Origin of the sequence: Streptomyces hirsutus (assembly GCF_001418415.1) — a bacterium.
Taxonomy (GTDB): Bacteria; Actinomycetota; Actinomycetes; order Streptomycetales; family Streptomycetaceae; genus Streptomyces; species Streptomyces hirsutus.
The window spans coordinates 18541-42097 of the sequence record NZ_LIQT01000067.1 but is presented as its reverse complement, the minus strand read 5'-3'; the positions used below and the strand labels follow the sequence as shown (position 1 = coordinate 42097).

The 23557-nt window shown below is 69.6% G+C and carries 22 protein-coding genes; 7 read left to right on the top strand and 15 right to left on the bottom strand.

All coding sequences use genetic code 11. From position 1 onward, the window contains the following. Positions 1-40: 40 nt before the first annotated feature. Positions 41-1804, bottom strand: coding sequence for an aspartate--tRNA ligase (gene aspS, locus AOK11_RS06095; protein WP_055592598.1), 1764 nt, complete (start codon positions 1802-1804; stop codon positions 41-43). A gap of 156 nt (positions 1805-1960) precedes the next feature. Between aspS and AOK11_RS06090 the strand changes: the two genes are divergently transcribed. Continuing rightward, complete coding sequence (locus AOK11_RS06090; protein ID WP_079034667.1) at positions 1961-4168, top strand: ATP-binding SpoIIE family protein phosphatase; 2208 nt, start codon at positions 1961-1963, stop codon at positions 4166-4168. A gap of 6 nt (positions 4169-4174) precedes the next feature. Here AOK11_RS06090 and AOK11_RS06085 read toward each other — a convergent pair whose 3' ends face one another. The 3 genes from AOK11_RS06085 to AOK11_RS06075 all read right to left on the bottom strand — a co-directional run bounded on the left by AOK11_RS06085 (position 4175) and on the right by AOK11_RS06075 (position 7117). Beyond that, positions 4175-5266 carry an AI-2E family transporter gene (locus AOK11_RS06085; RefSeq protein WP_055592597.1) on the bottom strand — a complete coding sequence of 364 codons (1092 nt, stop codon included), beginning with the start codon at positions 5264-5266 and terminating at the stop codon, positions 4175-4177. 192 nt (positions 5267-5458) lie between these two features. Next, positions 5459-6439 carry a pirin family protein gene (locus tag AOK11_RS06080; protein ID WP_055592596.1) on the bottom strand — a complete coding sequence of 327 codons (981 nt, stop codon included), beginning with the start codon at positions 6437-6439 and terminating at the stop codon, positions 5459-5461. A gap of 198 nt (positions 6440-6637) precedes the next feature. Further along, positions 6638-7117, bottom strand: coding sequence for an SseB family protein (locus AOK11_RS06075; RefSeq protein WP_055592595.1), 480 nt, complete (start codon positions 7115-7117; stop codon positions 6638-6640). A gap of 261 nt (positions 7118-7378) precedes the next feature. Here AOK11_RS06075 and AOK11_RS06070 point away from each other — a divergent pair, with 261 nt between their 5' ends. The 4 genes from AOK11_RS06070 to AOK11_RS06055 all read left to right on the top strand — a co-directional run bounded on the left by AOK11_RS06070 (position 7379) and on the right by AOK11_RS06055 (position 11735). After that, positions 7379-9205 carry an acyl-CoA dehydrogenase gene (locus tag AOK11_RS06070; RefSeq protein ID WP_055592594.1) on the top strand — a complete coding sequence of 609 codons (1827 nt, stop codon included), beginning with the start codon at positions 7379-7381 and terminating at the stop codon, positions 9203-9205. 149 nt (positions 9206-9354) lie between these two features. Then, a complete protein-coding gene (locus AOK11_RS06065) occupies positions 9355-10728 on the top strand; it encodes a M18 family aminopeptidase (protein ID WP_079034666.1) in 1374 nt (457 codons plus the stop codon). 104 nt (positions 10729-10832) lie between these two features. Next, a complete protein-coding gene (locus tag AOK11_RS06060) occupies positions 10833-11081 on the top strand; it encodes a DUF6458 family protein (RefSeq protein ID WP_055592593.1) in 249 nt (82 codons plus the stop codon). 162 nt (positions 11082-11243) lie between these two features. Further along, positions 11244-11735: an LURP-one-related/scramblase family protein gene (locus AOK11_RS06055; protein WP_055592592.1), complete on the top strand. Its 492-nt coding sequence runs from the start codon at positions 11244-11246 to the stop codon at positions 11733-11735. A 69-nt stretch (positions 11736-11804) separates the two neighbouring features. Here AOK11_RS06055 and AOK11_RS06050 read toward each other — a convergent pair whose 3' ends face one another. Next, entirely contained in the window at positions 11805-12623 is an 819-nt protein-coding gene (locus AOK11_RS06050) for a carbon-nitrogen family hydrolase (RefSeq protein ID WP_055592591.1), read from the bottom strand. Between the two features lie 218 nt (positions 12624-12841). Here AOK11_RS06050 and AOK11_RS06045 point away from each other — a divergent pair, with 218 nt between their 5' ends. Beyond that, positions 12842-13666 (top strand): maleylpyruvate isomerase family mycothiol-dependent enzyme, encoded by an 825-nt coding sequence (locus AOK11_RS06045; RefSeq protein WP_055592590.1) that lies wholly within the window; start codon positions 12842-12844, stop codon positions 13664-13666. Positions 13667-13745: 79 nt separating this feature from the next. Here AOK11_RS06045 and AOK11_RS06040 read toward each other — a convergent pair whose 3' ends face one another. Together AOK11_RS06040 and AOK11_RS06035 are read right to left on the bottom strand one after the other, a co-directional pair. Beyond that, complete coding sequence (locus tag AOK11_RS06040) at positions 13746-15044, bottom strand: MFS transporter (protein ID WP_055592589.1); 1299 nt, start codon at positions 15042-15044, stop codon at positions 13746-13748. Then, on the bottom strand, positions 15041-15694 hold the full coding sequence (locus AOK11_RS06035; protein WP_055592588.1) for a GntR family transcriptional regulator: 654 nt from the start codon (positions 15692-15694) through the stop codon (positions 15041-15043). Before AOK11_RS06035 ends, AOK11_RS06040 begins: the two co-directional genes overlap by 4 nt. 276 nt (positions 15695-15970) lie before the next feature. Between AOK11_RS06035 and AOK11_RS06030 the strand changes: the two genes are divergently transcribed. After that, complete coding sequence (locus AOK11_RS06030; RefSeq protein WP_055592587.1) at positions 15971-16870, top strand: D-alanyl-D-alanine carboxypeptidase family protein; 900 nt, start codon at positions 15971-15973, stop codon at positions 16868-16870. A 128-nt stretch (positions 16871-16998) separates the two neighbouring features. On the opposite strand, the gene AOK11_RS06025 is transcribed toward AOK11_RS06030, so the two are convergent. From AOK11_RS06025 to AOK11_RS05990, 8 genes are all read right to left on the bottom strand, one after another. Beyond that, positions 16999-18162, bottom strand: a complete 1164-nt coding sequence (locus tag AOK11_RS06025) for a flavin reductase family protein (protein ID WP_079034665.1) — start codon at positions 18160-18162, stop codon at positions 16999-17001. Further along, positions 18159-18536: an acyl-CoA thioesterase gene (locus AOK11_RS06020; RefSeq protein WP_157869290.1), complete on the bottom strand. Its 378-nt coding sequence runs from the start codon at positions 18534-18536 to the stop codon at positions 18159-18161. The genes AOK11_RS06025 and AOK11_RS06020 overlap by 4 nt, the downstream gene beginning before the upstream one ends. A 74-nt stretch (positions 18537-18610) precedes the next feature. Then, positions 18611-19384: an enoyl-CoA hydratase/isomerase family protein gene (locus AOK11_RS06015; protein ID WP_055592584.1), complete on the bottom strand. Its 774-nt coding sequence runs from the start codon at positions 19382-19384 to the stop codon at positions 18611-18613. A 20-nt stretch (positions 19385-19404) separates the two neighbouring features. Further along, positions 19405-19905 carry a peptidase associated/transthyretin-like domain-containing protein gene (locus AOK11_RS06010; protein ID WP_157869289.1) on the bottom strand — a complete coding sequence of 167 codons (501 nt, stop codon included), beginning with the start codon at positions 19903-19905 and terminating at the stop codon, positions 19405-19407. A gap of 9 nt (positions 19906-19914) precedes the next feature. Beyond that, positions 19915-20700 (bottom strand): dioxygenase family protein, encoded by a 786-nt coding sequence (locus tag AOK11_RS06005; protein ID WP_055592582.1) that lies wholly within the window; start codon positions 20698-20700, stop codon positions 19915-19917. Continuing rightward, entirely contained in the window at positions 20697-21935 is a 1239-nt protein-coding gene (locus AOK11_RS06000) for an NAD(P)/FAD-dependent oxidoreductase (protein ID WP_055592581.1), read from the bottom strand. Before AOK11_RS06000 ends, AOK11_RS06005 begins: the two co-directional genes overlap by 4 nt. A gap of 9 nt (positions 21936-21944) precedes the next feature. Next, the gene (locus tag AOK11_RS05995; protein ID WP_055592580.1) at positions 21945-22259 is read right to left on the bottom strand and encodes a 2Fe-2S iron-sulfur cluster-binding protein; all 315 of its coding nucleotides are present in this window, start codon (positions 22257-22259) and stop codon (positions 21945-21947) included. Further along, entirely contained in the window at positions 22252-23475 is a 1224-nt protein-coding gene (locus AOK11_RS05990; RefSeq protein WP_157869288.1) for a cytochrome P450, read from the bottom strand. Before AOK11_RS05990 ends, AOK11_RS05995 begins: the two co-directional genes overlap by 8 nt. Between the last annotated feature and the right edge of the window lie 82 nt (positions 23476-23557).

Genomic DNA, 23557 nt, shown 5'->3' with positions numbered 1-23557 from the left:
GGTGTCCGGTTCCGAGCCGCTTTCATGCTGTGCCTGTGGCCTACTTCGGCTGCGGCTTGCGCACCGTCAGGTGCAGTTCCTTCAGGCGGGCCTCGTCCAGCTCCGTCGGGGCGCCCATCATCAGGTCCTGGGCGTTGCCGTTGAGCGGGAAGGCGATGGTCTCGCGGATGTTGGGCTCGTCGGCGAGGAGCATGACGATGCGGTCGACGCCGGGCGCGATGCCGCCGTGCGGCGGGGCGCCGAAGCGGAAGGCGCGCAGCATGCCGGCGAACTTGTCCTCGACCGTCTCACGGTCGTAGCCCGCGATCTCGAAGGCCTTGATCATGATGTCCGGCTCGTGGTTACGGATCGCGCCCGAGGACAGCTCGACGCCGTTGCAGACGATGTCGTACTGCCAGCCCAGGATGTCCAGCGGGTCCTGGGTCTCCAGGGCCTCCAGACCGCCCTGCGGCATCGAGAAGGGGTTGTGCGAGAAGTCGATCCGCCCCGTCTCCTCGTCCTTCTCGTACATCGGGAAGTCGACGATCCAGCAGAAGCGGAAGACGTCCTCCTCGAACTGGCCGGCCCGCTTCGCGGCCTCGACCCGGACGGCGCCCATGATCTTGGAGACCTCGTCGAACTCGCCCGCGCCGAAGAACACCGCGTGGCCGGGGGCGAGGGACAGCCGCTTGGTCAGCTCCGCGATGTTCGCCTCGGTCAGGAACTTCGCGATCGGGCCGGTCAGCGAGCCGTCCTCGGCCACCCGCACCCACGCCAGGCCCTTGGCGCCCTGCGAGACCGCGTAGTCACCGAGCTGGTCGAAGAACTTGCGCGACTGACCGGAGACGTCCGGCACCGGCAGCGCGCGCACGTGCTTGCCGGCGAACGCCTTGAACTCCGACCCCTCGAAGACGTCGGTGATGTCGACGAGCTCCAGCTTGGCGCGCAGGTCCGGCTTGTCGGAGCCGTACTTCAGCATCGCCTCGCGGAACGGGATCCGCGGGAACGGCGAGGTCACGTGACGGCCGTTGCCGAACTCCTCGAAGAGCTCGGTCATGAGCTTCTCGATGGGCTGGAAGACGTCCTCCTGCTCGACGAAGCTCATCTCCACGTCGAGCTGGTAGAACTCGCCCGGCGAGCGGTCCGCGCGGGCGTCCTCGTCGCGGAAGCAGGGCGCGATCTGGAAGTAACGGTCGAAGCCGGAGACCATCAGCAGCTGCTTGAACTGCTGCGGAGCCTGCGGCAGCGCGTAGAACTTGCCCGCGTTGAGACGCGACGGGACGACGAAGTCGCGGGCGCCCTCGGGAGAGGTCGCGCTGAGGATCGGCGTCGCCATCTCGTTGAAGCCCAGCGCCGTCATCTTGTGGCGGATGGCCGAGATCACCGACGTCCGCAGCAGGATGTTGCGGTGCATGCGCTCGCGGCGCAGGTCCAGGAAGCGGTACTCCAGGCGCCGCTCCTCGTTGACCCCGTCCTCGGCGTTGATCGTGAAGGGGAGCGGGGCCGCCGCGCCCAGCACCTCGACCTCGCCGACCTCGACCTCGACCTCACCGGTCGGCAGTTCGGGGTTGACGTTCTCCGTGCCGCGGGAGACGACCTTGCCGTCGATCCGGACGACGGTCTCCTTGGAGAGCCGGTCCAGGGCCTCGTAGGCGGGCGTGCCGGGACGGGCCACGAGCTGCGTGATGCCGTAGTGATCGCGCAGATCGATGAAAAGGATGCCGCCCAGGTCGCGCCGATTGTGCAGCCAGCCGCTCAACCGGACGTCGGTGCCGACGTCAGAGGCGCGGAGCTCGCCGCAGGTGTGGGACCTGTACCGATGCATCGTCGTTCATCCAGCCTTCGCGGATCGGGGTCTTTGTTTCACGTGAAACTCCCCCAAGCCTACCGGCCGGTCCAAGATCGCCGCCCCAGGATTGCCTGCCGGTGCCACGGAGAACGCCGGTAGCATTTTTGTGCTGAATCTCCATAAAGTGGGGCAATGCGTACAGGTGAGCCCCTGCCGGCCATGGAGGAGGTCCTCGCCCTCGTCGACACCGGCCGATGGCACTGGGACACGGCAGCCGGGCTGGTCACGGTCGACGAGGTGGCGGCACGACTCCTGGGGCTGCCCGCCGAGCAGACCACCCTCACCGAGGCCCAGGTCCGGTCCCGGCTGCACCCGGTCGACTGGAACGAGATCACCGGGGTGGTCCGGCTCGCCGTCACCGAAGGCACCCTCTCCGAGGTGTGCCTCCGGATCATGGACGACCGGGGACGGGTCGTACGGGTGGTGCGCAGCCGCTCCAAGCCGACCTTCGATCCCCTGCGCAAGGCGTACCTGCTCACCGGAACCCTTCAGGAGGTCACCGACCCGGCGCCCGGCACGCCCGCGGACCGTGGGACGGTCACCGGCGACTGGCGCCGGTCCCGGGAGGCGTTCCTGCTGGACGCGGGCAGGGCGCTGGCCGAGGCGCGGTCGACGCAGGAAGTGCTGCGGGTCGTGGCGAACCTCTCGATGCCGGGCTTCTCACCCGACGGACTCGCGGTGTTCGGCGTGACGGGCGACCGGCTCACCATCATCGGCCACCACGGGCAGGAACCCGCCGCCGAGGACGCCTTCTACATGCCTCTGGACACGCCCTACCCGGCCGCCGAGGTGGTACGGACGGGCCGCGCGATCTACCTGTCCACCCCGCAGCAGTACCGGGCCCGCTATCCCCACACCTGGCCGCTCGCCGAACGCTTCGGCCGCAGTTCCTGGGCATTCCTGCCACTGATCGTGTCCGGCCGCACGATGGGCACCTGGATGGCGGCCTTCGCCAACCCGGTCGCCTTCACCCCCGACGAGCGGTCGGTGCTGACCACCGTGGCACGGATGCTGGCCCAGGCGCTGAGCCGCGCGGGCACCGAGGAGAGCGAGCGGGCCCTCACCGACGGCCTGCAGCGCTCGATGCTGCCGAGGCTCGGCCCACAGCGCATCCCCGGCATGACCCTCGCCGCCCGGTACATCCCCACCGGCGGCGGCCTCCAGGTGGGCGGCGACTGGTACGACGTGATTCCCCTGCCGAACGGACGGTTCGCCCTGATCATCGGAGATGTCCAGGGCCACGACGTACGGGCCGCCGGGCTCATGGGCCAGGTGCGGATAGCCCTGCGGGCGTACGCCTCCGAAGGGCACCGGCCCGACGCCGTGCTCTCCCGCGCCTCCCGCTTCCTGTACGGGATCAACGAGGTGGACCCCGTCGATCCACGCTTCGCGACCTGCCTCTACGTGGAGGTCGACCCTGCCGGCGGAGTGCTGGACGTCGCCCGCGCGGGACACCCCGAGCCGGCGGTCCGCATGCCCGACACGACCGTGCTGACCCGGCAGACGGCCGGCGGGCTTCCGCTGGGCATCGACCCGGACGCCGACTACCCCACCACCCGCATGCCCCTGGAACCCGGTGAGACCCTGCTGGTCTGCACGGACGGTCTGATCGAGACCGGCGGCCATGACCTGGACACCGGCTGGCAGCGGCTGCGCGGCATCCTCGAACGCCACGAGGGCAATCTGGAGGAACTGGCGGACGCCCTGGTCCAGGCGGTCCACGGCCCTTCCTCGCACCACACCACCGGCCCTCTGATCGACCGCCGCGAGGACGACATCGCCCTGCTGCTGCTCTCCCGTCGGACCGAGAGCCACGGCGCCGGCACGAGCCTGGACGGGGTACGGGCGTCGCTGCGCCGCACCATGCTGACGGTGGAGCAGGCGGAACCGGAACGGGTCGCGGAAGCCCGGCGGCAACTGCGCGAGCTGCTGCACGACTGGTGCTCGACGGACCAGGTCGACTCGGCGGTCCTGCTCCTGTCGGAGGTGCTCACCAACGTCCTCGTGCACACCGACACCGCCGCCCTGCTCGAAGCCGAGATCACCGACGCGCCTCAGGGCCGCCGGATGCGCGTCGAGGTCACCGACGCGGGCGCCGAGCTCCCGCACCTGCGCGCACCGGGCGAGCTGGCGTCCTCCGGCCGCGGTCTGCTCCTGATCGAACTCCTGGCCCACGCCTGGGGCGTCGTCCCGCGCGGCAAGGGCAAGAGCATCTGGTTCGAGCTGGACGAGTCGGCCGCCCCGCCGGACAGGGCCGACGGGGCCGCTCCCCCGAAGCCTCCCGAGGACCGCACCACCCACGAGGACCGCAAGCCCCACGAGGACCGCGCCACTCCGTGAAGGACCTCACGACGGCTCGGGCTCCGGGGGCGACTTCGAGGGCGGTTCCGCCGACGCGGTATGGCGTTGACGCAGTTCGTCCAGGACCCCGAAGACCGCCGCCGTCACCGGTACCGCCATCAGCATGCCGACGATCCCGGCGACCGAGGCACCGGCGGTGATGGCGATCATGACGACCGCCGGATGCATCTGCACGGTGCGGCTCTGGATCATCGGCTGGAGCACGTGCCCCTCCAGCGCCTGCACCGCGAGGACCACGCCGAGCACCCACAGCGCGATGAGGAATCCCCGGTCGGCCAGCGCCACCAGGACGGCCACCGCCCCGGAGATGAACGCCCCGAGGTAGGGGATGTACGCCCCGACGAAGACCAGCGCGCCCAGCCCGACGGCGCCCGGCACCTTGAGGATCAGCAGCCCGACGGTGATGCAGACGGCGTCGATGAAGGCGATGAAGGTGGTCCCCCGCATGAAGCCCTCGACGCCCCGGAAGGCTCGCCGGGCCATGGCCAGCACCGCGTCCCCGGAGTCGCCCGGCACGAGCCCGCGCAGTTTCTCGGCGGCCCGGTCGGAGTCGCGCAGGAAGAAGAAGACGAGCAGCAGCGCGAGCACCGCCATGGCGAGCGCCTGGCCCACCACGCCGACCCCGCTGATGACGCCCGACGCGGCCGTGCCCCCGAACTTGGACAGCAGGTCGCGCGCGTTCCCCACGACGTCGTCCAGGGAGGTGTCGGCCGCCCCGAAATGCTTGCTGAGATCGCGCGCCGCGGTCCTGAGCGAGGCGATGATCTGGTCCCCGGAATCGACCAGCGCGGACACGACGATGTACAGCGCCCCGCCGACCACCGCGACGACGGCGACACAGGTCAGGCCCGCCGACAAGGACCGCTGCACTCCGACCCGCACCATCCTCCGGTGCAACGGCCGCAGCAGAGCCGTCCCGAGCAGGGCGAGCAGTACGGGAATCACGGCCGTCCGGAACTGCACGCACAGCAGCACCACGACGTAACCGACCCCGCAGGCGAGCAGGATGACGGCACACCAGGCGGCGAACCGCCGAACGGCTTCGGGCAGCAACGGAGATGACGAGGAGTCCTGCATCGTCTCAGCCGATCACGCCCGGCACACCCTGTCCACCCGCCGGCCGCCCGTCCCGGGCCACCGCACCGAAAGCGGCACGTCGTCTCCCCTCCTCCGCTCCCGGCCACCGCACCGGGAACGGCGGACGACCCCGCCCGGGATCGGACGGGGCCGCCACGCGCTCGGCCGCTCAGGACTCCCCGGGCTCCCGGGTCAGGACTCCTGCGGTCCCGATGCCGACATGCCGTGCACGGCCGGGACGGAACCCAGACGGCCCTTCTGGAAGTCCTCGAAGGCCTGCTGGAGCTCCTCGCGGGTGTTCATGACGAACGGCCCGTAGTGCGCCATCGGCTCCCGGATCGGCTGCCCGCCGAGCAGGACGACCTCCAGGTCCGGCGTGTTCGAGTCCTGCTTCTCGTCCGCGCGGACGGTCAGCGAGCCACCGGCGCCGAAGACGGCCGTCTGCCCCACGTGGACCGGACGGCGGTCGGTGCCGACCGCGCCGCGGCCGGCCATCACGTAGGCCAGCCCGTTGAAGTCCTCGCGCCAGGGCAGGGTGATCTCGGCGCCCGGAGCCAGCGTCGCGTGGACCATCGTGATCGGCGTGTGCGTGATGCCGGGACCCTCGTGGCCGTCCAGCTCACCGGCGATGACCCGCAGCAGCGCGCCGCCGTCGGGGGAGGTGAGGAGCTGGACGCTGCCGCTGCGGATGTCCTGGTAGCGCGGCGCCATCATCTTGTCCTTGGCCGGCAGGTTCACCCACAGCTGGAGGCCGTGGAAGAGGCCGCCGGACATGACCAGCGACTCCGGCGGCGCCTCGATGTGCAGCAGCCCGGAACCGGCCGTCATCCACTGGGTGTCGCCGTTGGTGATCGTGCCGCCACCGCCGTTGGAGTCCTGGTGGTCGAAGATCCCGTCGATGATGTAGGTGACGGTCTCGAATCCGCGGTGCGGGTGCCAGGGCGTTCCCTTGGGCTCGCCGGGCGCGTACTCCACCTCGCCCATCTGGTCCATCATGATGAACGGGTCGAGATGACGGTAGTTGATCCCGGCGAACGCCCGGCGCACCGGAAAGCCCTCACCCTCGAAACCGCTCGGCGCGGTCGTGACGGTGAGCACGGGACGTGCCACGGCATCGGCCGAAGCGGTCACACGGGGAAGCGTCAGCGGGTTCTCGACGGTCACTGCAGGCATGTCGGTACCTCTCTCTCGTGCGGCCATTTTAGTTGAGCGTTGAACTTTCCGCCAGCAGCAACGGAGAAAGCCCGGAGGGCATTCCCTCCGGGCTCGGCAGGTTCCGGGGCGGGCGGAGATCACCCGCCCGTCACGCGACGACGATGACCCCGGCGACGGCACCGGGCGTGCCCGTGACCGGGGCGTCCGGGGCGGGCCCTAGCCATACATGCGCCGCATCGCGAACTCGACCATCTGCTCCACTGCCTTCGCGTCGAACACCATCCGGTGCTCGCCCTCCATGTCCAGCACGAAGCCGTAGCCGGTCGGCAGCAGGTCGATCATCTCGGCGCCGGTGATCACGAAGTACTTGGACTCCTTGCCCGCGTACCGCCGCAGCTCCTTCAGCGAGGTGAACATCGGGATCACCGGCTGCTGGGTGTTGTGCAGGGCGAGGAACCCCGGGTTGTCGCCGCGCGGGCAGTACACCTTGGATGTCGCGAAGACCTGCTGGAAGTCCTCGGCGGTCACCTGACCCGTGGTGAAGGCGCGCACCGCGTCCGCGAGCGACGGTGCGGACGGCTCCGGGTACAGCGGCGGCTGCTGCTGTTGCTGCTGCTGCCCGTAGCCGCCCGGCATCTGCTGCTGCGGCGGGACGTACCCCTGCTGTGCCCCTACGTTCTGGTCGTAGCCGTACATGCGCGCAAGCGTACCGAGGGCACCGGAGGGGCGGGCGGGTACGGGCCGGTAAGGACCGACGGACAGGGGGCCGGCCCTTCCCGGTGATCCGCGGCCGGGCGCTCCGGAAAGTCCCCGGAGGCGGATCTCGTCACAGATGGCCGGATCGGGCTTGCTTCTTATTACTGGCGGGTAGCATCATCGTAGCCACTTGTTGGAATGCAAACCTGTGCGAGGAATCAAGTGCCTCGCCGATCTCTCTACGGACCGGGAGCCGTCACCATGGGGCACTACAAGTCCAACCTCCGCGACATCGAGTTCAACCTGTTCGAGGTCCTCGGGCGCGACAAGCTGTACGGCACCGGGCCGTTCGAAGAGATGGACGTCGACACCGCGAAGAGCGTCCTCGAGGAGCTGACCCGCCTCTCGGAGAACGAGCTGGCCGAGTCCTTCACCGACGCCGACCGCAACCCCCCGGTCTTCGACCCGGAGACCAACACCGCGCCGGTTCCCGCGTCCTTCAAGAAGAGCTACCAGGCCTTCATGGACTCCGAGTACTGGCGGCTCGGCGTGCCCGAGGCCGTCGGCGGCACGACGGCGCCCCCGACGCTGATCTGGGCGTACGCCGAGCTGATCCTGGGCGCCAACCCGGCCGTGTGGATGTACTCGTCCGGTCCCGCCTTCGCCGGGGTCCTGCACGACGAGGGCAACGACACGCAGAAGAAGATCGCCCAGATCGCCGTCGAGAAGCAGTGGGGCTCCACCATGGTCCTCACCGAGCCGGACGCCGGCTCGGACGTGGGCGCCGGCCGCACCAAGGCCGTGCAGCAGGAGGACGGCTCCTGGCACATCGAGGGCGTGAAGCGGTTCATCACCTCGGGTGAGCACGACATGTCGGAGAACATCCTCCACTACGTGCTCGCGCGTCCCGAGGGCGCCGGACCCGGCACCAAGGGCCTGTCCCTCTTCCTCGTCCCGAAGTACCTCTTCGACTTCGAGACCGGCGAGCTGGGCGAGCGCAACGGCGTCTACGCCACGAACGTCGAGCACAAGATGGGCCTGAAGGCCTCCAACACCTGCGAGATGACCTTCGGCGACCGGCACCCCGCCAAGGGCTGGCTGATCGGCGACAAGCACGACGGCATCCGCCAGATGTTCCGCATCATCGAGTTCGCCCGCATGATGGTCGGCACGAAGGCGATCTCCACCCTCTCCACCGGCTACCTCAACGCGCTGGAGTACGCCAAGGAGCGCGTCCAGGGACCGGACCTCGCGAACTTCATGGACAAGTCCGCGCCCAAGGTCACCATCACCCACCACCCCGACGTGCGCCGCTCGCTGATGACGCAGAAGGCGTACGCGGAGGGCATGCGCGCGCTCGTCCTGCACACCGCCTCGGTGCAGGACACGATCGCGGTCAAGACGGCCGCGGGCGAGGACACCTCGGTCGACCACGCGCTCAACGACCTGCTCCTGCCCATCGTCAAGGGCTACGGCTCCGAGAAGGGCTACGAGCAGCTCGCCCAGTCGCTGCAGACGTTCGGCGGCTCCGGCTTCCTGCAGGAATACCCGATCGAGCAGTACATCCGCGACTCCAAGATCGACACCCTGTACGAGGGCACCACCGCGATCCAGGGGCAGGACTACTTCTTCCGGAAGATCGTCCGCAACCAGGGCGCGGCCCTGAACTCGATCGCCGAGGACATCAAGCAGTTCCTCGCCCTCGGCACCGGCGGCGAGGAGCTGGCGGGCGCCCGCGAGCACCTGGCCAAGGCCGCCGTCGAGCTGGAGGCCATCGTCGGCCTGATGCTCACCGACCTCGCGGCCACCGAGCAGGACGTCAAGAACATCTACAAGGTGGGCCTGAACACCACCCGCCTGCTGATGGCCTCCGGTGACGTGATCGTCGGCCACCTGCTCCTGCGGGGTGCCGCGGTCGCCGCCGAGAAGCTCCAGACGGCCTCCGCCAAGGACGTCCCCTTCTACACCGGCAAGATCGCCGCGGCGAAGTTCTTCGCGTCCAACGTCCTGCCCGGGGTCACCCTGGCCCGCAAGGTCGCCGAGGGCGTCGAGCTGGACCTGATGGAGCTGGACGAGGCGGCCTTCTAGGCCTCCCGGCGCAGATCGCGCACGAGCGGACGGAATCGCCCGGTCCCGTCCGCTCCTCGAGTCCGTTCCTCTCCGAGTCCGTCCGAACCCGTACGAGGGCCCGCTTCCGCGCCAGGGAAGCGGGCCCTCGTCCTCGTTAAGGTGAACCCATGAGCGAACCCGTCCGCCCGTCTCCCGCCGCCTCCCCTCCACGGAGCGCTGAGCGCGCCCCCCTCACCTTCGACCGCGGCCACACCGACGACCTCATGACCTTCCTCGCCGCCTCCCCCACGCCGTACCACGCGGTGGCGAACGTCGCCGAGCGGCTGGAGAAGGCGGGCTTCCGCCAGGTCATGGAGACGGACGCCTGGGACGCCGGGACATCGGCGGCTCCCGCCGCGGGCGGCGGCGGCAAGTACGTCCTGCGCGGCGGCGCGATCATCGCCTGGTACGTCCCCGAGGGCACCGCGCCCCACACGCCGTTCCGAATCGTCGGCGCCCACACCGACTCCCCCAACCTGCGGGTGAAGCCGCGGCCCGACAGCGGGACGCAGGGCTGGCGCCAGGTGGCCGTGGAGATCTACGGCGGGCCGCTGCTCAACTCCTGGCTCGACCGCGACCTCGGCCTGGCCGGCCGGCTGTCCCTGCGGGACGGTTCGACCCGGCTGGTGAACGTCGACCGGCCGCTGCTGCGCGTCCCGCAGCTCGCCATCCACCTGGACCGCTCGGTGAACGCCGACGGCCTCAAGCTCGACAAGCAGCGCCACATGCAGCCGGTCTGGGGCCTGGGCGAGGACGTGCGCGACGGCGACCTCATCGCCTTCCTGGAGGACACCGCCGGGGTCCCGTCCGGCGAGGTCACCGGCTGGGACCTGATGGTGCACTCCGTGGAGCCGCCGGCGTACCTGGGCCGCGACAAGGAGCTGCTGGCGGGTCCGCGCATGGACAACCTGCTGTCCGTGCACGCCGGTACGGCCGCGCTGACGGCGGTCGCCGCGGCCGGGGCCGGGCTGTCCTACATCCCCGTCCTGGCCGCCTTCGACCACGAGGAGAACGGCTCCCAGTCCGACACCGGTGCGGACGGGCCGCTGCTCGGCGGCGTGCTGGAGCGCTCGGTGTTCGCCCGCGGCGGCTCGTACGAGGACCGGGCGCGTGCCTTCGCCGGCACCGTCTGCCTCTCCTCGGACACCGGTCACGCCGTCCACCCCAACTACGCGGAGCGGCACGACCCGACGCACCACCCGCGCGTCGACGGCGGCCCGATCCTCAAGGTCAACGTCAACAACCGCTACGCGACGGACGGTTCGGGCCGGTCCGTGTTCGCGGCGGCCTGCGAGAAGGCGGGCGTGCCCTTCCAGTCGTTCGTCTCCAACAACTCCATGCCGTGCGGCACCACGATCGGCCCGATCACCGCGGCCCGGCACGGCATCAGGACCGTCGACATCGGCGTGGCCATCCTGTCGATGCACAGCGCGCGCGAACTGTGCGGTGCGAAGGACCCGTTCCTCCTGGCGAACGCGCTGACGGCGTTCCTGGAGGGGTAGGGGCGCCCGCCCCCGACGCATGAGCGATGACTGCCCGGGTACCTGGAGGCAACCGGAAGGACCGGGGAAGAACCGGGAGAACCGGATACAGGGAGGCGGCACTCATGGGACTCGGAGGGTGCATCATCCTGATCGCCGTAGGGGCGATCCTCACCTTCGCGACCGACTGGGACATGCAGGGAGTCAACCTGAACCTGGTCGGCGTCATCTTCATGATCGTCGGACTGATCGGCGTGGCGACCTTCAGCAGCATCGCCCGGCGCAGGCGCGTCGTCGTCCCGCCGACCACGCCCGTCATCGACGACACCCGCCCGCGCAGCCGTGACGGCTACAGCGACGGGTACGGGGTCTGATCGAACGTCACCGGTGCGCGTACGCCGTGGGCGTGCCATGTACCCCGCCTGCGCCGGGTACACCACGTGCGCCATGTACACCACAGGTGCCGGGTACGCCGTATGCCGACAATCGGCCTAGTGACGGCGTCGGGAGGCGGGCGGCGGGGCACCCGTGAGGGCATGAGATTCCTCGTACGCGACCGGCTCCTCGGAATCGGTGACGACTACTGGATCGAGGACGACCAGGGCAACAAGGTCTTCCTCGTCGACGGCAAGGCCATGCGGCTGCGGGACACCTTCGAACTGAAGGACGTCCGGGGCCGTGTACTCATCGACATCCGCAAGAAGATGTTCGCCCTGCGCGACACCATGGTGATCGAGCGGGACGGCGAGGCGCTGGCGGCGATCCGGCGCAAGCGGCTGTCCCTGCTGCGCAACCACTACCGGGTCACTCTGGCCGACGGCACCGAACTGGACGTCAGCGGGAAGATCCTCGACCGCGAGTTCGCCGTGGAGTACGACGGCGAACTGCTCGCCGTGATCTCGCGGCGCTGGCGGCACATCCGGGAGACGTACGGCGTCGACGTCGTACGGGACGACGCGGACCCGGCGCTGCTGATCGCGGTGGCGGTGTGCGTGATCCACCTGGCGGAGAAGGAGCGGGAGGGCTAGGGCCTCCCGGGGCCCTCTCCAGGGTCCCGCTCCGGAGCCCGCCCCGGGTCCGTTCCTCGGGGCGGAGGCTCAGCGGTGCGGGCGGTCCAGGCCGAGGACGCGGTCCTTGAGGGCCGGGAACTGCTCGCGGGTCTTCGCCACCTTCGCCGGGTCGAAGTCCACCGTGAGGACCTGCTCCCCCGAGCCGGCCTCCGCCAGGACCTCCCCCCACGGATCGACCACGATCGAGTGACCCGCCTGCGGAACTCCGGCGTGGGTCCCGGCCGTTCCGCACGCGAGGACGTACGCCTGGTTCTCCACGGCCCGCGCCTGCGCCAGGAGCGTCCAGTGGGACCGCCGCCGGTCCGGCCAGCCCGACGAGACGACCAGCGTCTCGGCACCGGCGTCGACGAGACCGCGGAAGAGCTCGGGGAAGCGGAGGTCGTAGCAGGTCGCGACACCGAGCGTGGTGTGCGGCAGCGGCACCGTCACCAGCGCGTCGCCCGCGCTCATCAGGACGGCCTCGCCCTGGTCGAAGCCGAAGCGGTGGATCTTGCGGTAGACGGCGGCCAGGTCTCCGGCGGGGGAGAGGACGAGCGAGGTGTTGTAGAGCGGCCCGTCGCCCCCGGCGGAGCCGTCGTCGGCGGCGGCCCGCTCCGGGACGGAGCCCGCGTGCAGCCACACGCCCGCGTCGCGCGCGGCCGCGGCCATCGCCTCGAGGGTCGGCCCGTGGAGGGGTTCCGCCTCGCGCGCGAAGTCCTCGTAGGCGAACGCACCGGTCGTCCACAGCTCCGGCAGGACGACGAGGTCCGCCCCGGCCTGTTCCCGTACCAGAGCGGCCACCCTGCGCCGACGGGATTCGACCGATTCGCCCTCGTTCACGTCGACTTGGAGCAACGAAGCGCGCACAATACCACCGTCCTGGCATTCGACTCGTCGGCACGGCCTACGATCGTCACACGAAAGCACTGCCGGGGTGCCTCACAGCAGCGTAACTTGGGGGCCCTCCCGGTTCGAGCGTAGCCGAGAACCGGGGGAGTCCCGAGACGCCCGCCGAGCGCAGCCACCGCCCACTGGCACCGCCGCCACAACCTGCCCGTGTACCGACCGCCGAGGGGTCCCGTTCCGTGAGTCTGCATCCCACCCTCCAGCCCTACGCCGACGCCTGGAACCATTCCGTCGAGGCGATATCCGAGCTGGTGCAGCCGCTCGTGGAGGCCGACTGGAACCGGCGGACGCCGTGCCCGGGGTGGTCGGTCCGCGATGTGGTCTCCCACGTCATCGGTCTGGACTGCGAGATGCTGGGCGACCCGCGCCCGATCCACACCCTCCCGCGCGACCTGTTCCACGTCACCAACGACCAGCAGCGCTACATGGAGATACAGGTCGACGTGCGGCGCCACCACACGGCGCCGGAGATGACCTCCGAGCTGGAGTACACGATCATCCGCCGCAACCGCCAGCTGCGGAACGATGCGCGTGAGCCCGGCAGGACGGTGCGCGGCCCGCTCGGCTCGGAGCTCACGCTGGAGGAGTCCATGCGCCGGCACGCGTGCGACATGTGGGTGCACGAGCAGGACCTGCGCGCGGCCCTCGGCCGCCCCGGCAACCTCGACTCCCCCGGCGCGCACGTCGCCCGCGACGTGCTGCTCGCGGAGCTGCCGCGGGTGGTCGCCGAGAAGGCGGAGGCACCGCGCAGCTCGGCCGTGGTGATCGACGTCCACGGGCCCGTGGAGTTCCTGCGCACCATCCGCGTCGACATCCAGGGCCGCGGCACGCTGGAGACCGCCCCGGCGCTCGGCCCGGCCGTCACGCTCGGCCTCGACTGGGAGACGTACGTCCGCCTGGCGTGCGGCCGGGTGACGCCGGAAGCGGTGTCGGACCGGGTGAAGACGGAGGGCGACCCGGACCTGGCGGCGGCGATCCTGCGGCACTTCGCGGTGACGCGGTAGAACCGACGGGAGCGGGGCACCGGGGCTCCGGGACGGCCCTGTACGGCGACCTCCCGGGCCCCGGCGCCCGCCCACGCCCCTACACCGGCACGTGCACGCTCTCCACCCGGCTGGCGACCAGCCGTTCCCGCTCCCTGCGCGCCGCCTGCCCGCGCAGCCGCAGGATCTGGGTGAGCCCGAAAGCCTGGAGGACGAAGACGGCCGCGAAGGCGACGCCGTAGTCCCCGCCGGTGGCGTCCAGGAGCACGCCGACGGCGAACAGGGTGGTCATGGACGCGATGAAGCCGCCCATGTTGGTGATGCCGGACGCCGTGCCCTGCCGCTCCGGCGGGTTCACCGGACGGGAGAAGTCGAAGCCGATCATCGAGGCCGGACCGCAGGCACCCAGCACCGTGCACAGCACCACCAGCAGCCACATCGGCGCCGTCTCGCCCGGGTAGGCCAGCGTGACCGCCCACAGCAGGGCCGTCACCCCGACGGTCCCGAGGACCAGCGGCAGCCGCGCGCCGTGCTGCCGGGCGATCAGCTGACCGTAGACGAGACCGAAGACCATGTTGGACAGCACCACGAGGGTGAGCAGCTCACCGGCGGTGGCCCGGGACAGCCCCTGCGCCTCGACGAGGAACGGCATGCCCCACAGCAGCAGGAACACCATCGCCGGGAACTGCGTGGTGAAGTGCACCCACATGCCGAGCCGGGTCCCCGGTTCGCGCCAGGAGGCGGCGATCTGCCGGCGCACGTAGGCGGCGCCCTGGTGCGGGACGGGGGCCGGCTCGTGGCCCTCGGGATGGTCCTTCAGGAACAGCAGGAGCAGGACGAACACCACGACGCCGGCGAGCGCGCTGCCCGCGAAGGCCGCCGTCCAGCCGATGCCGTGCAGCAGCCGGGCCAGGACCAGGGTGGAGACGAGGTTGCCCGCCATGCCGGCCAGCCCGGCGAGCTGCCCGATCAGCGGCCCGCGCCGGGCCGGGAACCACCGGCTGCCCAGCCGCAGCACGCTGATGAACGTCATGGCGTCCCCGCAGCCGAGCAGGGCACGGGAGGCGAGCGCCATGCCGTACGACGGGGAGAGGGCGAAGCCGAGCTGTCCGACCGTGAACAGCACGACGCCGATGCCCAGCACCTTCTTGGTGCCGAGCCGGTCGACGAGCAGGCCGACGGGTATCTGCATGCCCGCGTAGACCAGCAGCTGGAGGATGGAGAAGGTGGACAGGGCGGAGGCGTTGACCCCGAAGCGGTCGGCCGCGTCGAGGCCGGCCACCCCCAGGGACGTACGGAAGATGACGGCGACGAAGTAGACCGAGACACCGATCCCCCACACCATCAGGGCCCGCCGCCCGCCCGGAGGATCCCCGGGCAGGGCGCTCCCGCCGCTCATCGCACCTCTCCCCGGGCCAAGTGGGAGAACCAGCCGACGTGCCGGTTGACGACCCCGGCGGCCGCCTCCGGGTCGCCCGAGCGCAGCGCATCGAGGATCTCCTGGTGCTCGGAGAGGGTCTTCGCGATGCGGTCGGGGTGCGAGTGCATGACGGCGACTCCCATCCGCAACTGCCGGTCGCGGAGCTGGTCGTAGAGGCGGGAGAGGATCTCGTTGCCGCCGCTGCGGACGATCTCCGCGTGGAAACAGCGGTCGGTGACGGACACGGCGGCCAAGTCACCGGCGGCGGCCTGCTCCTTCTGCCGGGCGAGCAGCGCCTCCAGGCGCTCGATGAGCCCGGGGGGCGCGGGGACGGCCTTGCGCACCGCGTGCTCCTCGACGAGCAGCCGGGTCTCGACGACGTCGGCGATCTCCTGCGCGGAGACGGGCAGGACGAGGGCGCCCTTCTTCGGGTAGAGCCGGATCAGGCCCTCGGCCTCCAGCCGCAGCAGCGCCTCACGCACCGGTGTGCGCGAGACCCCGGCGGCGTCGGCCAGCTCCCCCTCGGTCAGCAGCGTGCCGCCCTCGTAACGGCGCTCGAGGACACCCTGCTTGACGTGGATGTAGACGCGTTCGGCGGCGGGGGGTTGCTTCACGGGAGCCGGACTCATGCCGACAGGATAGATACAACACGTGTGCGTGGATGCATCCGTCCATCATCCGGACCGCCCGCGCCGCTCTGCCGCACCACCCTTGCCGCACCGCCCTGTCGCACCGCTCTGCCGCACCGCCCTGTCGCACCGCCCTTGCCGCACGGACCGGAAAATCACCTCACCCCGGCGCACAACCATCCGCGCCATCTATGCGTCAGACTCGTGCGGCCGCTCTCGGTCGCGCCTCAAGTCGGCCGCAGCAATGGGGCATTCAACGTAATCGGGGTACCTCACTTGAATATCGGCATTCAGGGCATCCGGGTCCGCAGAGCCGTCGGTGTCGCCGTGACCACCGGCGCCATGCTGGCCTCCGGCGCCCTCTACGCGGCGCCCGCGCAGGCCGCCGCCGCACCCACGATCGCCGCCAAGGGCGGCTTCGTGATGAACGACGTGAACGGCAAGTCCCTCTACACCAAGGCCGCGGACACCCGCCGCTCGACCGGTTCCACGACGAAGATCATGACCGCGAAGGTCGTGCTCGCGCAGAAGAACCTGAACCTGGACGCCAAGGTCACGATCCAGATGGCCTACAGCGACTACATCGTGGCGAACAACGCGTCGTCCGCGCGGCTGATCGTGGGCGACAAGGTCACCGTGCGCCAGCTGTTGTACGGGCTGATGCTGCCGTCCGGCTGCGACGCGGCGTACGCGCTGGCCGACAAGTTCGGTACGGGCTCGACGCGGGCCGCCCGCGTGAAGTCCTTCATCGGCAAGATGAACGCCGACGCGAAGAAGCTGGGCCTGACGAACACCAACTTCGACTCGTTCGACGGCATCGGCAAGGGCAAGAACTACTCCACGCCGCGTGATCTGACGAAGATCGCCAGCAGCGCGATGAAGAACGCCAACTTCCGCGCGATCGTCAAGGCGAAGACGTACACGGCGAAGACCGTCACCAAGACGGGCAGCACCCGCACGATGGCACCGTGGACCAACACCAACGGTCTGCTCAGCAGCTACAGCGGCACGACCGGCGTGAAGACCGGTTCGGGCCCGGAGGCCAAGTACTGCCTGGTCTTCGCCGCGACGAAGAACGGCAAGACCGTCATCGGCACGGTCCTCGCCTCGACCGGCTCCGCCCAGCGCGAGACGGACGCCAAGAAGATCATGAACTACGGCTTCGGCAAGATCTGACCCGCGCCGGACGCACACGGGCGCGCACGGGGGCTCACCCACGCCGGGTGGCCCCCGTCGCGTGCGGGGCTACGGGGAAGGAGCCGAGATCAGCGGGTCAGCTGAACCGCTCAGGTGGGACGACAAGCTCAGACCTGAGGTGCGGACTTCTCGGCTTCTCGGGTGAGGCGACACAGTTCGTCGGCCAGGACCTCGATCCGGGCTCCGGAGACCGGCGGAATCTGACACAGCCGGAGCATGAGTTCGCATCGTCCGTGTCTGTTGCGGATGGGGGCCACCAGGCTTGCGCCCTCGTACTGCTTCTCCGGCTCGAGGTCCACCGGCCGGAGATCCTCCCCCGCGGCCTGGAGCATCGCCTGGATCTCGCGTTGCTTCGCCGGCGTGACTCCGTCCACGCCGTACTCGGTCAATGCGGGAAAGAGCAGCGTGTCTCTTGTGTCCCCGGCGTAGGACCCGGCCCAGCCGTGTTTGTGCGCATGGTCCAGACGCTCCTGCGATATGCGCAGCAACTCCTCGCCCGCGGTCCTTGCCCTGTTCATCCACTGCTCGATCTCCGCTTCGGGAGCGCCGATCAGGAACACCTCGCCGAAAGGAGGCGTGAGCGGCCACTTCGAACCGAGGATCGTGGACGTCGGCACATCCGGGCCGGCGACCGTCGCCACGGCCACGGCATGGTCGGTGACCTTGGCGTAAGCAGTCACCTCCCCGTGGGCCGCATGCGCAAGACGCTGCATGCCGTCGCGGATGTACTGCACGGTCTGCACGCTCTCGGCCACGATCGCATCACTCGGCGCGACGAAGGATCCCGGGACGAAGCCGCCGAAACCACCCTGGAAGAACAACAGCGGGGCGACCGGACGATGAATCTCCAGGCTCTCGACCAAGCCGGTCACGAAGTAGTGGTCTCCTGCCGGGGTACAGGCCTCGAGGCTGCAGTCGATGCTGCACACCACGTCCGGGAGAACCGGCGACCCGTTGCTGGACGGCGACCACTCCAGTCCCTCGAACCTCTTGTCCGCGGGTCGGGACAATGCCCTGCAGAGGTGTTCCTGGTCGTGGGCGAGGATGTTGACGGTGAAGCGCCCCGATTTCCTGATCGCGGCGAAGCTCGCGGAGTCCCGCGTGGGCAGGAAGCCGACAAGGGGTGGGTCGAGGGACACGGAGGTGAACGTGCCCACGATCAACCCGACGGGCTCCCCGTCCGCGTGGGTACTGGATATCAGGGCCACCCCCGTGGGGTGATGCCCGAGGGCCTGCCGAAAGGCGGCGGAGTCCACCGCGCCGCCGCTCATGGGTGACTCGCTTCGCGTTCGGAGGTTGTGGCCAACGCGCGGATCTCCTCCGGCCAGGGCGTGGCCTCACCGCTGGAACGGTCGGTCAGCACGAAGACCGCTCGGGACGTCGCGACCAGCCGCGTGCCCACCAGCATGCGCTGCGCGAGTGCCAGCGAACTGCGGCCGACTCGGTCGAGGCGGGTCTCGGTGGTGAGCGTCGCGGGGTAGTGGACCTGACCCTTGAAATCCACCTCGAGCCGGACCAGCGCGATGATCGGCTCGAACCCCACCGCCGGCCTCACCTGCTCGGTCAGGAACGCGTATCGCGCATTGGCGAGGAGGGCGGTGAACGCCGTGTTGCCCATATGGCGTTGGAAGTCGAGGTCGCTCACCCGGAGCGTGTCCTCGACGACGTGTGCGGCGGGCCCCGTGGGCCCGGTGCTCGACTGCTCCATCATCAGCTTCCTCAGCCGGCCTGAGTGGCCTTGACGGAGGCGCCGAACTCCTTCAGCGCCTGGGCACGGTACTCACGCATCTCCTCGTTCGCCTCACGGCCCCGCACGAGGCCCTCGGCCAGTGGGAGATCCGCGACCGCGTGGAACAGCCGCTTGGTGGCCTGGAGCGACATGGGCACCTGTCCCGCCAGGGTCTCGGCGATCTTCATCGCCTCAGTGAACTCCTCGCCCTCCGGGACGACTCGCGTGACCATCCCCATCCGCTCGGCTTCGTCGGCATGGACCAGGCGCCCACTGGCCACCAGCTCGAAACCCGCCTTGCGGCCGAGCTGCTTGGTCAGGTTGGCCATCACCACCGCTGCGACAAGACCGTGCTTGATCTCGGGGTAACCCATGCGGACGTTGGCCGACGCGATGGTGATGTCGCAGGCCAGAGCCAGCCCGCAGCCACCGCCGACGGCGTATCCATGAATGGCGGCGATCACCGGCTTGGATATCTCGGGAATGGTCTTGTGCAGACCGTAGGTGAGTCCGGCGCGGTACTCGACGCGTTCGGTGTTGTCGGGCGTGAGCTCGGCGAACTCACCGGTATCGGCGCCCGTGCAGAAGGACGTCCCCGCCCCGCGGACGACCACCGCACGGATCTCGTCGTCCTGGTCGGCTCCCCGGAGCTCTTCGATCAGGCGCTCGTAGAGCGCGCTGTCCATGGCATTGAGCTTGCGGGGACGGTTGAGGGTGAGCACCAGCACATGGCCCAGGCGCTCGACAATGAGGTTGTCTTCCATGGTTCAGCCTCGTTCGTGCTCTAGTCGATGGAGAAGAAGACGGACTCGCGCTCGCCCTGCAGCCTGATGTCGTACTGCAGGTGCCGCTCGACGTCGGTCGGCCGCGCGATCAGGAGGGGCCGCCTGGCCTCGGGGACCTGCCGCAGGATCGCGTCGGACCGGTTGGCCTGTTCCTCGTCGGGGAAGTACACCTTCGTCGCCAGCGGCCCTGCCAGGCCGCGCGTGAAGAGGAAGATGCCCAGGTGCGGCGCCAACTGGTTGCCGTCGGGCAGCGTCACCGGTTCCGGCTTCCTCACGACGGCACGGAATCGGCCCTCGAGGGTGCGGACCCGGCATGCCTGCTCCTGGCTCCAGAGCTCGAGGAACGCGCCGTAGCCGACATGGTCCCCTTGACCGTCGAGAACCATGCCCTCGATCACGACGGCACTCGGATCGTCCTCGGCGACGGTCTGGGTGATGCCCGGCGGGGTCATGGCAAAGCCGAACAGGGGACCGCAGGTCTGTGCGGGGGTGAGAATCATGACCATCCCTCACTCGAACGGAGTCGCGGCCGAGCCACGAAGCACGATGTCGAACCGGTACGCCAGCGCCGAGGGGTTCCTGGTCAGCAGGGCGCCGGGGTCGGTCCGCTCAGGTGGGGGAATGACCGCGCCGCTGCCGTCGACGGTGGCCAGAGTGCGCTGGGGGCCGAACGACTCCGCGATGGAGTTCTCCTCGTCGAGCATGGCGATCAAGCGTTCCTGGCCTCGCCGGTCCGGAACGGCGTTGATCATGCGGTCCATGCGGATCAGCGGGTCGCCTTCGAAGTACATCTGCGTGACAAGTCGGCTGGAACAGCCGGCACCCAGCACGGAGAAGTGGATGTGGGACGCCCGCCAAGCACGTGCACCGTCCTTGAACATGGCTGGGTACGGCCCCGGACGGATCGTCAGGAAGCGATAGCGGCCCCGGTTGTCCGTCAGGCAACGGCCCGCGCCGTGGAAGTTGGCGTCGAGCGGAAAGCCCGACACGTCCATCGAGTCGCGATAGCCACCGGCGGCGTTGGCCTGCCAGATCTCGACCAGGGCGTTCTTGACCGGGATGCCGCCGCTGTCGGTGACGGTTCCGTGAACGACGACTCGGGTGCCGATGGGCTCCGAGACGCCCTGCACCGTGAGGTCGTTGTCGAATGCTCCGAGCTTCAACTGCCCGAAGGCAGGGCCCGGCAGGTGGTGGAACCACTCCTTGTCCAGGTGGACCGGTGCTGCCAACGGCACGCGCAGGGTACTGACGCTGGAGTTGGAATCCGCCAACGGCGGATCGAACGATTCGATCATGAGGTTGCCTTCCCCAATGCTTGTGCGGCGATGTCACGGACGCTGAGGCTCTCGTCCGCCAGGTGGTGACGCGGGGGACTCATGCCGCGGTCCAGCAGCCTTCTGGCTGTCAGGAAGGCGCCGGGGTCGTTCAGCGCCTCGACGGCTCTCAGGTCGTCCCCGCGGTAGTGCCACAGCGAGAAGCCCCCACCGTCCTCCGCGGTTCTCTTGATGACGCGGTCGCCGTCGCCGGTCAGGCCGACGATCTGCAGTCGGACGTCGTACTGGTCCGACCAGAACCAAGGCGCCGGCCGCGGGGGCACCGCGCGGCCTGCGATGTGGGCCGCCGCCGCCCTTGCCATGTATTCCGCGTTCTGGACCGACTCCAGGCGGAGTCTGCCGCCCTGCCAGGCGAAGTTGGCGCAGTCACCCACCGCGTACACCGACGGGGCGCTGGTCCGGCCGAGTTCGTCGACGGTGATGCCGTCGTCGACCGTGATGCCGGCCTGAGCGGCGAGTTCGGCCTCCGGTTCGGCGCCGATCCCCATCAGGACGAGATCGGCGTCGATCCGTGTCCCGTCGGTGAGCACGCCGGCGACCACGCGGCCGTTCCCACCGTCCAGCGACCGCAGTTCGCGGCCTTCCAGGATCTCGACCCCGTTGCGCAGGTGCTCCGACCGGAGATGGTCGGCGGCCTGCTCGCTGACGACTCGCTGGAGCAGCCGGTCACGCTCGACCACGGTGACGTGACGTCCGAGGCGGGCCGCCACCGAGGCGAACTCGAGACCGATGAAACCGCCACCGAGAACGAGTACCGACTTCGCCTCGTCGAGTGCCCCGGACAGGGCGTCGGCGTCGGCGAGTGTGCGCAACACGTGCACGCCCTGAACTCCGTCGACCAGCGAGTCGGGCAGTCGTCGGGCCCGCGCACCCGTCGCCAGGACCAGGTTGTCGTAGCGAAGAGTGCTGCCGTCCGCCCGGACCACGACCTGCTGGGCGACGTCGATCCGGGCCACCCGTTCGCCGGTGCGCAGGTCGACCTCGGGCTTCGTGCGGCCGGCGGGTGTGCCCAGCGTGAGGTGCTCCTGCCCGATCTCTCGCAGCAGGTAGCGCTTGGACAAGGGTGGGCGCTGGTAGGGGACGGCGGCTTCGGCGCCGATCAGGGTGATCGGCGCGTCATAGCCCGCGGCGCGCAGGTGCATGGCCGTGGTGTGGCCGGCCTGCCCGGCGCCGATGATCGCGGTTCCGTGTGTCATGGCGCGGCGTCACCAGGCCGGCGGTACTTCGACGGTGATTCCGTCAAGCTCGGGCCGGGCGGAGATCTGACAGCTCAGACGACTGCCGTCGCGTCGAGGAGCATCGGCGAAGTCCAGCAGGTCGGCCTCGATCGGGCCGGGCTCGCCGGTCCGGTGGTCGGACTCGACGTAGACGTGGCAGGTGGCGCACATCATCCCGCCACCGCATTCACCGACGATGCCGGGCACGCGGTTGGCCACGGCCGCCTCCATCAGGTTGACGCCGTCGCCGACCTCAGCGGTGATGCGCTCGCCGCCGGCGGTGATCCAGGTCACCTCAGCCATGGTCAGAACCTCCAAGCCGGACCAGCAGACTCTGCGGACCGCGGTGGGCCATCGTCTTCGTCCATGCGGGTCGTTGTCCCTTCACCAGCTCCATGCCGGGGAAGGCGTTGATGAGTTCTTCCAGCACGATCTTCATTTCGATGCGTGCCAGGGGGGCGCCCATGCACACGTGGATGCCGTATCCGAAGGACAGGTGGCCTCGTGCGTCGGGGCGGTGGATGTCGAAGTCCGACGGCCGTTCGTACTGGCCCTCGTCGTGGTTCGCCGAGGCCAGGCTCAGCAGGACCTTGCCTCCCGCGGGGATGGTCACGCCGCTGAGCTCGACGTCCTCGAGGGCCCTGCGCCGCCAGGTCATGACCGGGGTGCTGTGCCGGAGGACTTCTTCGATCGCACGCGGGATCAGTGCCGGATCCGCGACCAGTTCCTCCCAGGTCCCGCGGTTCTCCAGCAGCGTGAGGATGCTGATGGTCAGACCGTTGGTCACGGCCTCGTGACCGGCCAGCAGCAGCGCGAACACCAGACAGACGATCTCGTTCTCCGTCAGTACCGAGTCGTCGCCCCCGCGAAGTTCCAGCAGTTTGCTGGGGTAGTCGTCGCGCGGTGCCCACTTGCGGTCCTCGACGATCTCCTTGCAGAAGTGGAAGAAGTCGTTCAGCTCGTGGCCGGCGTCGATCATTTCCTGCCGGGTCGGCTTGCCCCAGATCATCGTGGCGCGGTTGAGCGCCCACCGCTTGATCATCAGAGGGTCCACGTCGTCGACACCGAGGAGCATGAACACCACCCGCGCGGGCATCTCGTGGGTCAGTTCGGCGACGATGTCGGCCTCGTCCTTGCCGCGCAGGCCGTTCACGTACTCCCGCACCAGCGCGCGGATCCGCGGCTCGTACTCGCGATAGCGCCTGGGGTTGAGGAACTGGCCGGCGCTCTGCCGGATCCGGGTGTGCCGGGGCCGGTCCGTGTTGGACTGCACCGGTTCGACGGTGAATCCGTTGTCGGTGAGGAACCGGGTCAGTTCCTCGGGGTAACCCTCCAGCGAGTCCAGGACGTTCGAGGCGGAGAACCGCTCGGGGTCCTTGAACACCGAGAGGACGTCCTCCCGTTTCGTGACGACCCAGTAGTCGGTCTCCTCGTTGTAGAACACCGGCGCCTCGCGACGGGCCATCGAGAAGAACTCGTAGGTGCCGTCGTGGTCGAACGGCCTGAAACCACTGGTCACGGGGCATCGTGCGGCCGTCGGTCGCTGATCCACCACCGCCATCCGTCTCCACCCTTCCTCAGCGACCGCAGCGGCCACTTGT

Excerpts from the sequence above, each read along its gene's own strand:
- AOK11_RS06000 (WP_055592581.1), bottom strand. The coding sequence starts at position 21,935 with ATGACACACGGAACCGCGATCATCGGCGCCGGGCAGGCCGGCCACACC.
- AOK11_RS06025 (WP_079034665.1), bottom strand. The coding sequence starts at position 18,162 with ATGAGCGGCGGCGCGGTGGACTCCGCCGCCTTTCGGCAGGCCCTCGGG.
- AOK11_RS05995 (WP_055592580.1), bottom strand. The coding sequence starts at position 22,259 with ATGGCTGAGGTGACCTGGATCACCGCCGGCGGCGAGCGCATCACCGCT.
- AOK11_RS06035 (WP_055592588.1), bottom strand. The coding sequence starts at position 15,694 with ATGAGTCCGGCTCCCGTGAAGCAACCCCCCGCCGCCGAACGCGTCTAC.
- AOK11_RS06075 (WP_055592595.1), bottom strand. The coding sequence starts at position 7,117 with ATGTACGGCTACGACCAGAACGTAGGGGCACAGCAGGGGTACGTCCCG.
- AOK11_RS06070 (WP_055592594.1), top strand. The coding sequence starts at position 7,379 with ATGGGGCACTACAAGTCCAACCTCCGCGACATCGAGTTCAACCTGTTC.
- AOK11_RS06055 (WP_055592592.1), top strand. The coding sequence starts at position 11,244 with ATGAGATTCCTCGTACGCGACCGGCTCCTCGGAATCGGTGACGACTAC.
- AOK11_RS06080 (WP_055592596.1), bottom strand. The coding sequence starts at position 6,439 with ATGCCTGCAGTGACCGTCGAGAACCCGCTGACGCTTCCCCGTGTGACC.
- AOK11_RS06005 (WP_055592582.1), bottom strand. The coding sequence starts at position 20,700 with ATGATCGAATCGTTCGATCCGCCGTTGGCGGATTCCAACTCCAGCGTC.
- AOK11_RS06065 (WP_079034666.1), top strand. The coding sequence starts at position 9,355 with ATGAGCGAACCCGTCCGCCCGTCTCCCGCCGCCTCCCCTCCACGGAGC.
- AOK11_RS06010 (WP_157869289.1), bottom strand. The coding sequence starts at position 19,905 with ATGATTCTCACCCCCGCACAGACCTGCGGTCCCCTGTTCGGCTTTGCC.
- AOK11_RS06085 (WP_055592597.1), bottom strand. The coding sequence starts at position 5,266 with ATGCAGGACTCCTCGTCATCTCCGTTGCTGCCCGAAGCCGTTCGGCGG.
- AOK11_RS06015 (WP_055592584.1), bottom strand. The coding sequence starts at position 19,384 with ATGGAAGACAACCTCATTGTCGAGCGCCTGGGCCATGTGCTGGTGCTC.
- aspS (WP_055592598.1), bottom strand. The coding sequence starts at position 1,804 with ATGCATCGGTACAGGTCCCACACCTGCGGCGAGCTCCGCGCCTCTGAC.
- AOK11_RS06040 (WP_055592589.1), bottom strand. The coding sequence starts at position 15,044 with ATGAGCGGCGGGAGCGCCCTGCCCGGGGATCCTCCGGGCGGGCGGCGG.
- AOK11_RS06060 (WP_055592593.1), top strand. The coding sequence starts at position 10,833 with ATGGGACTCGGAGGGTGCATCATCCTGATCGCCGTAGGGGCGATCCTC.
- AOK11_RS06090 (WP_079034667.1), top strand. The coding sequence starts at position 1,961 with ATGCGTACAGGTGAGCCCCTGCCGGCCATGGAGGAGGTCCTCGCCCTC.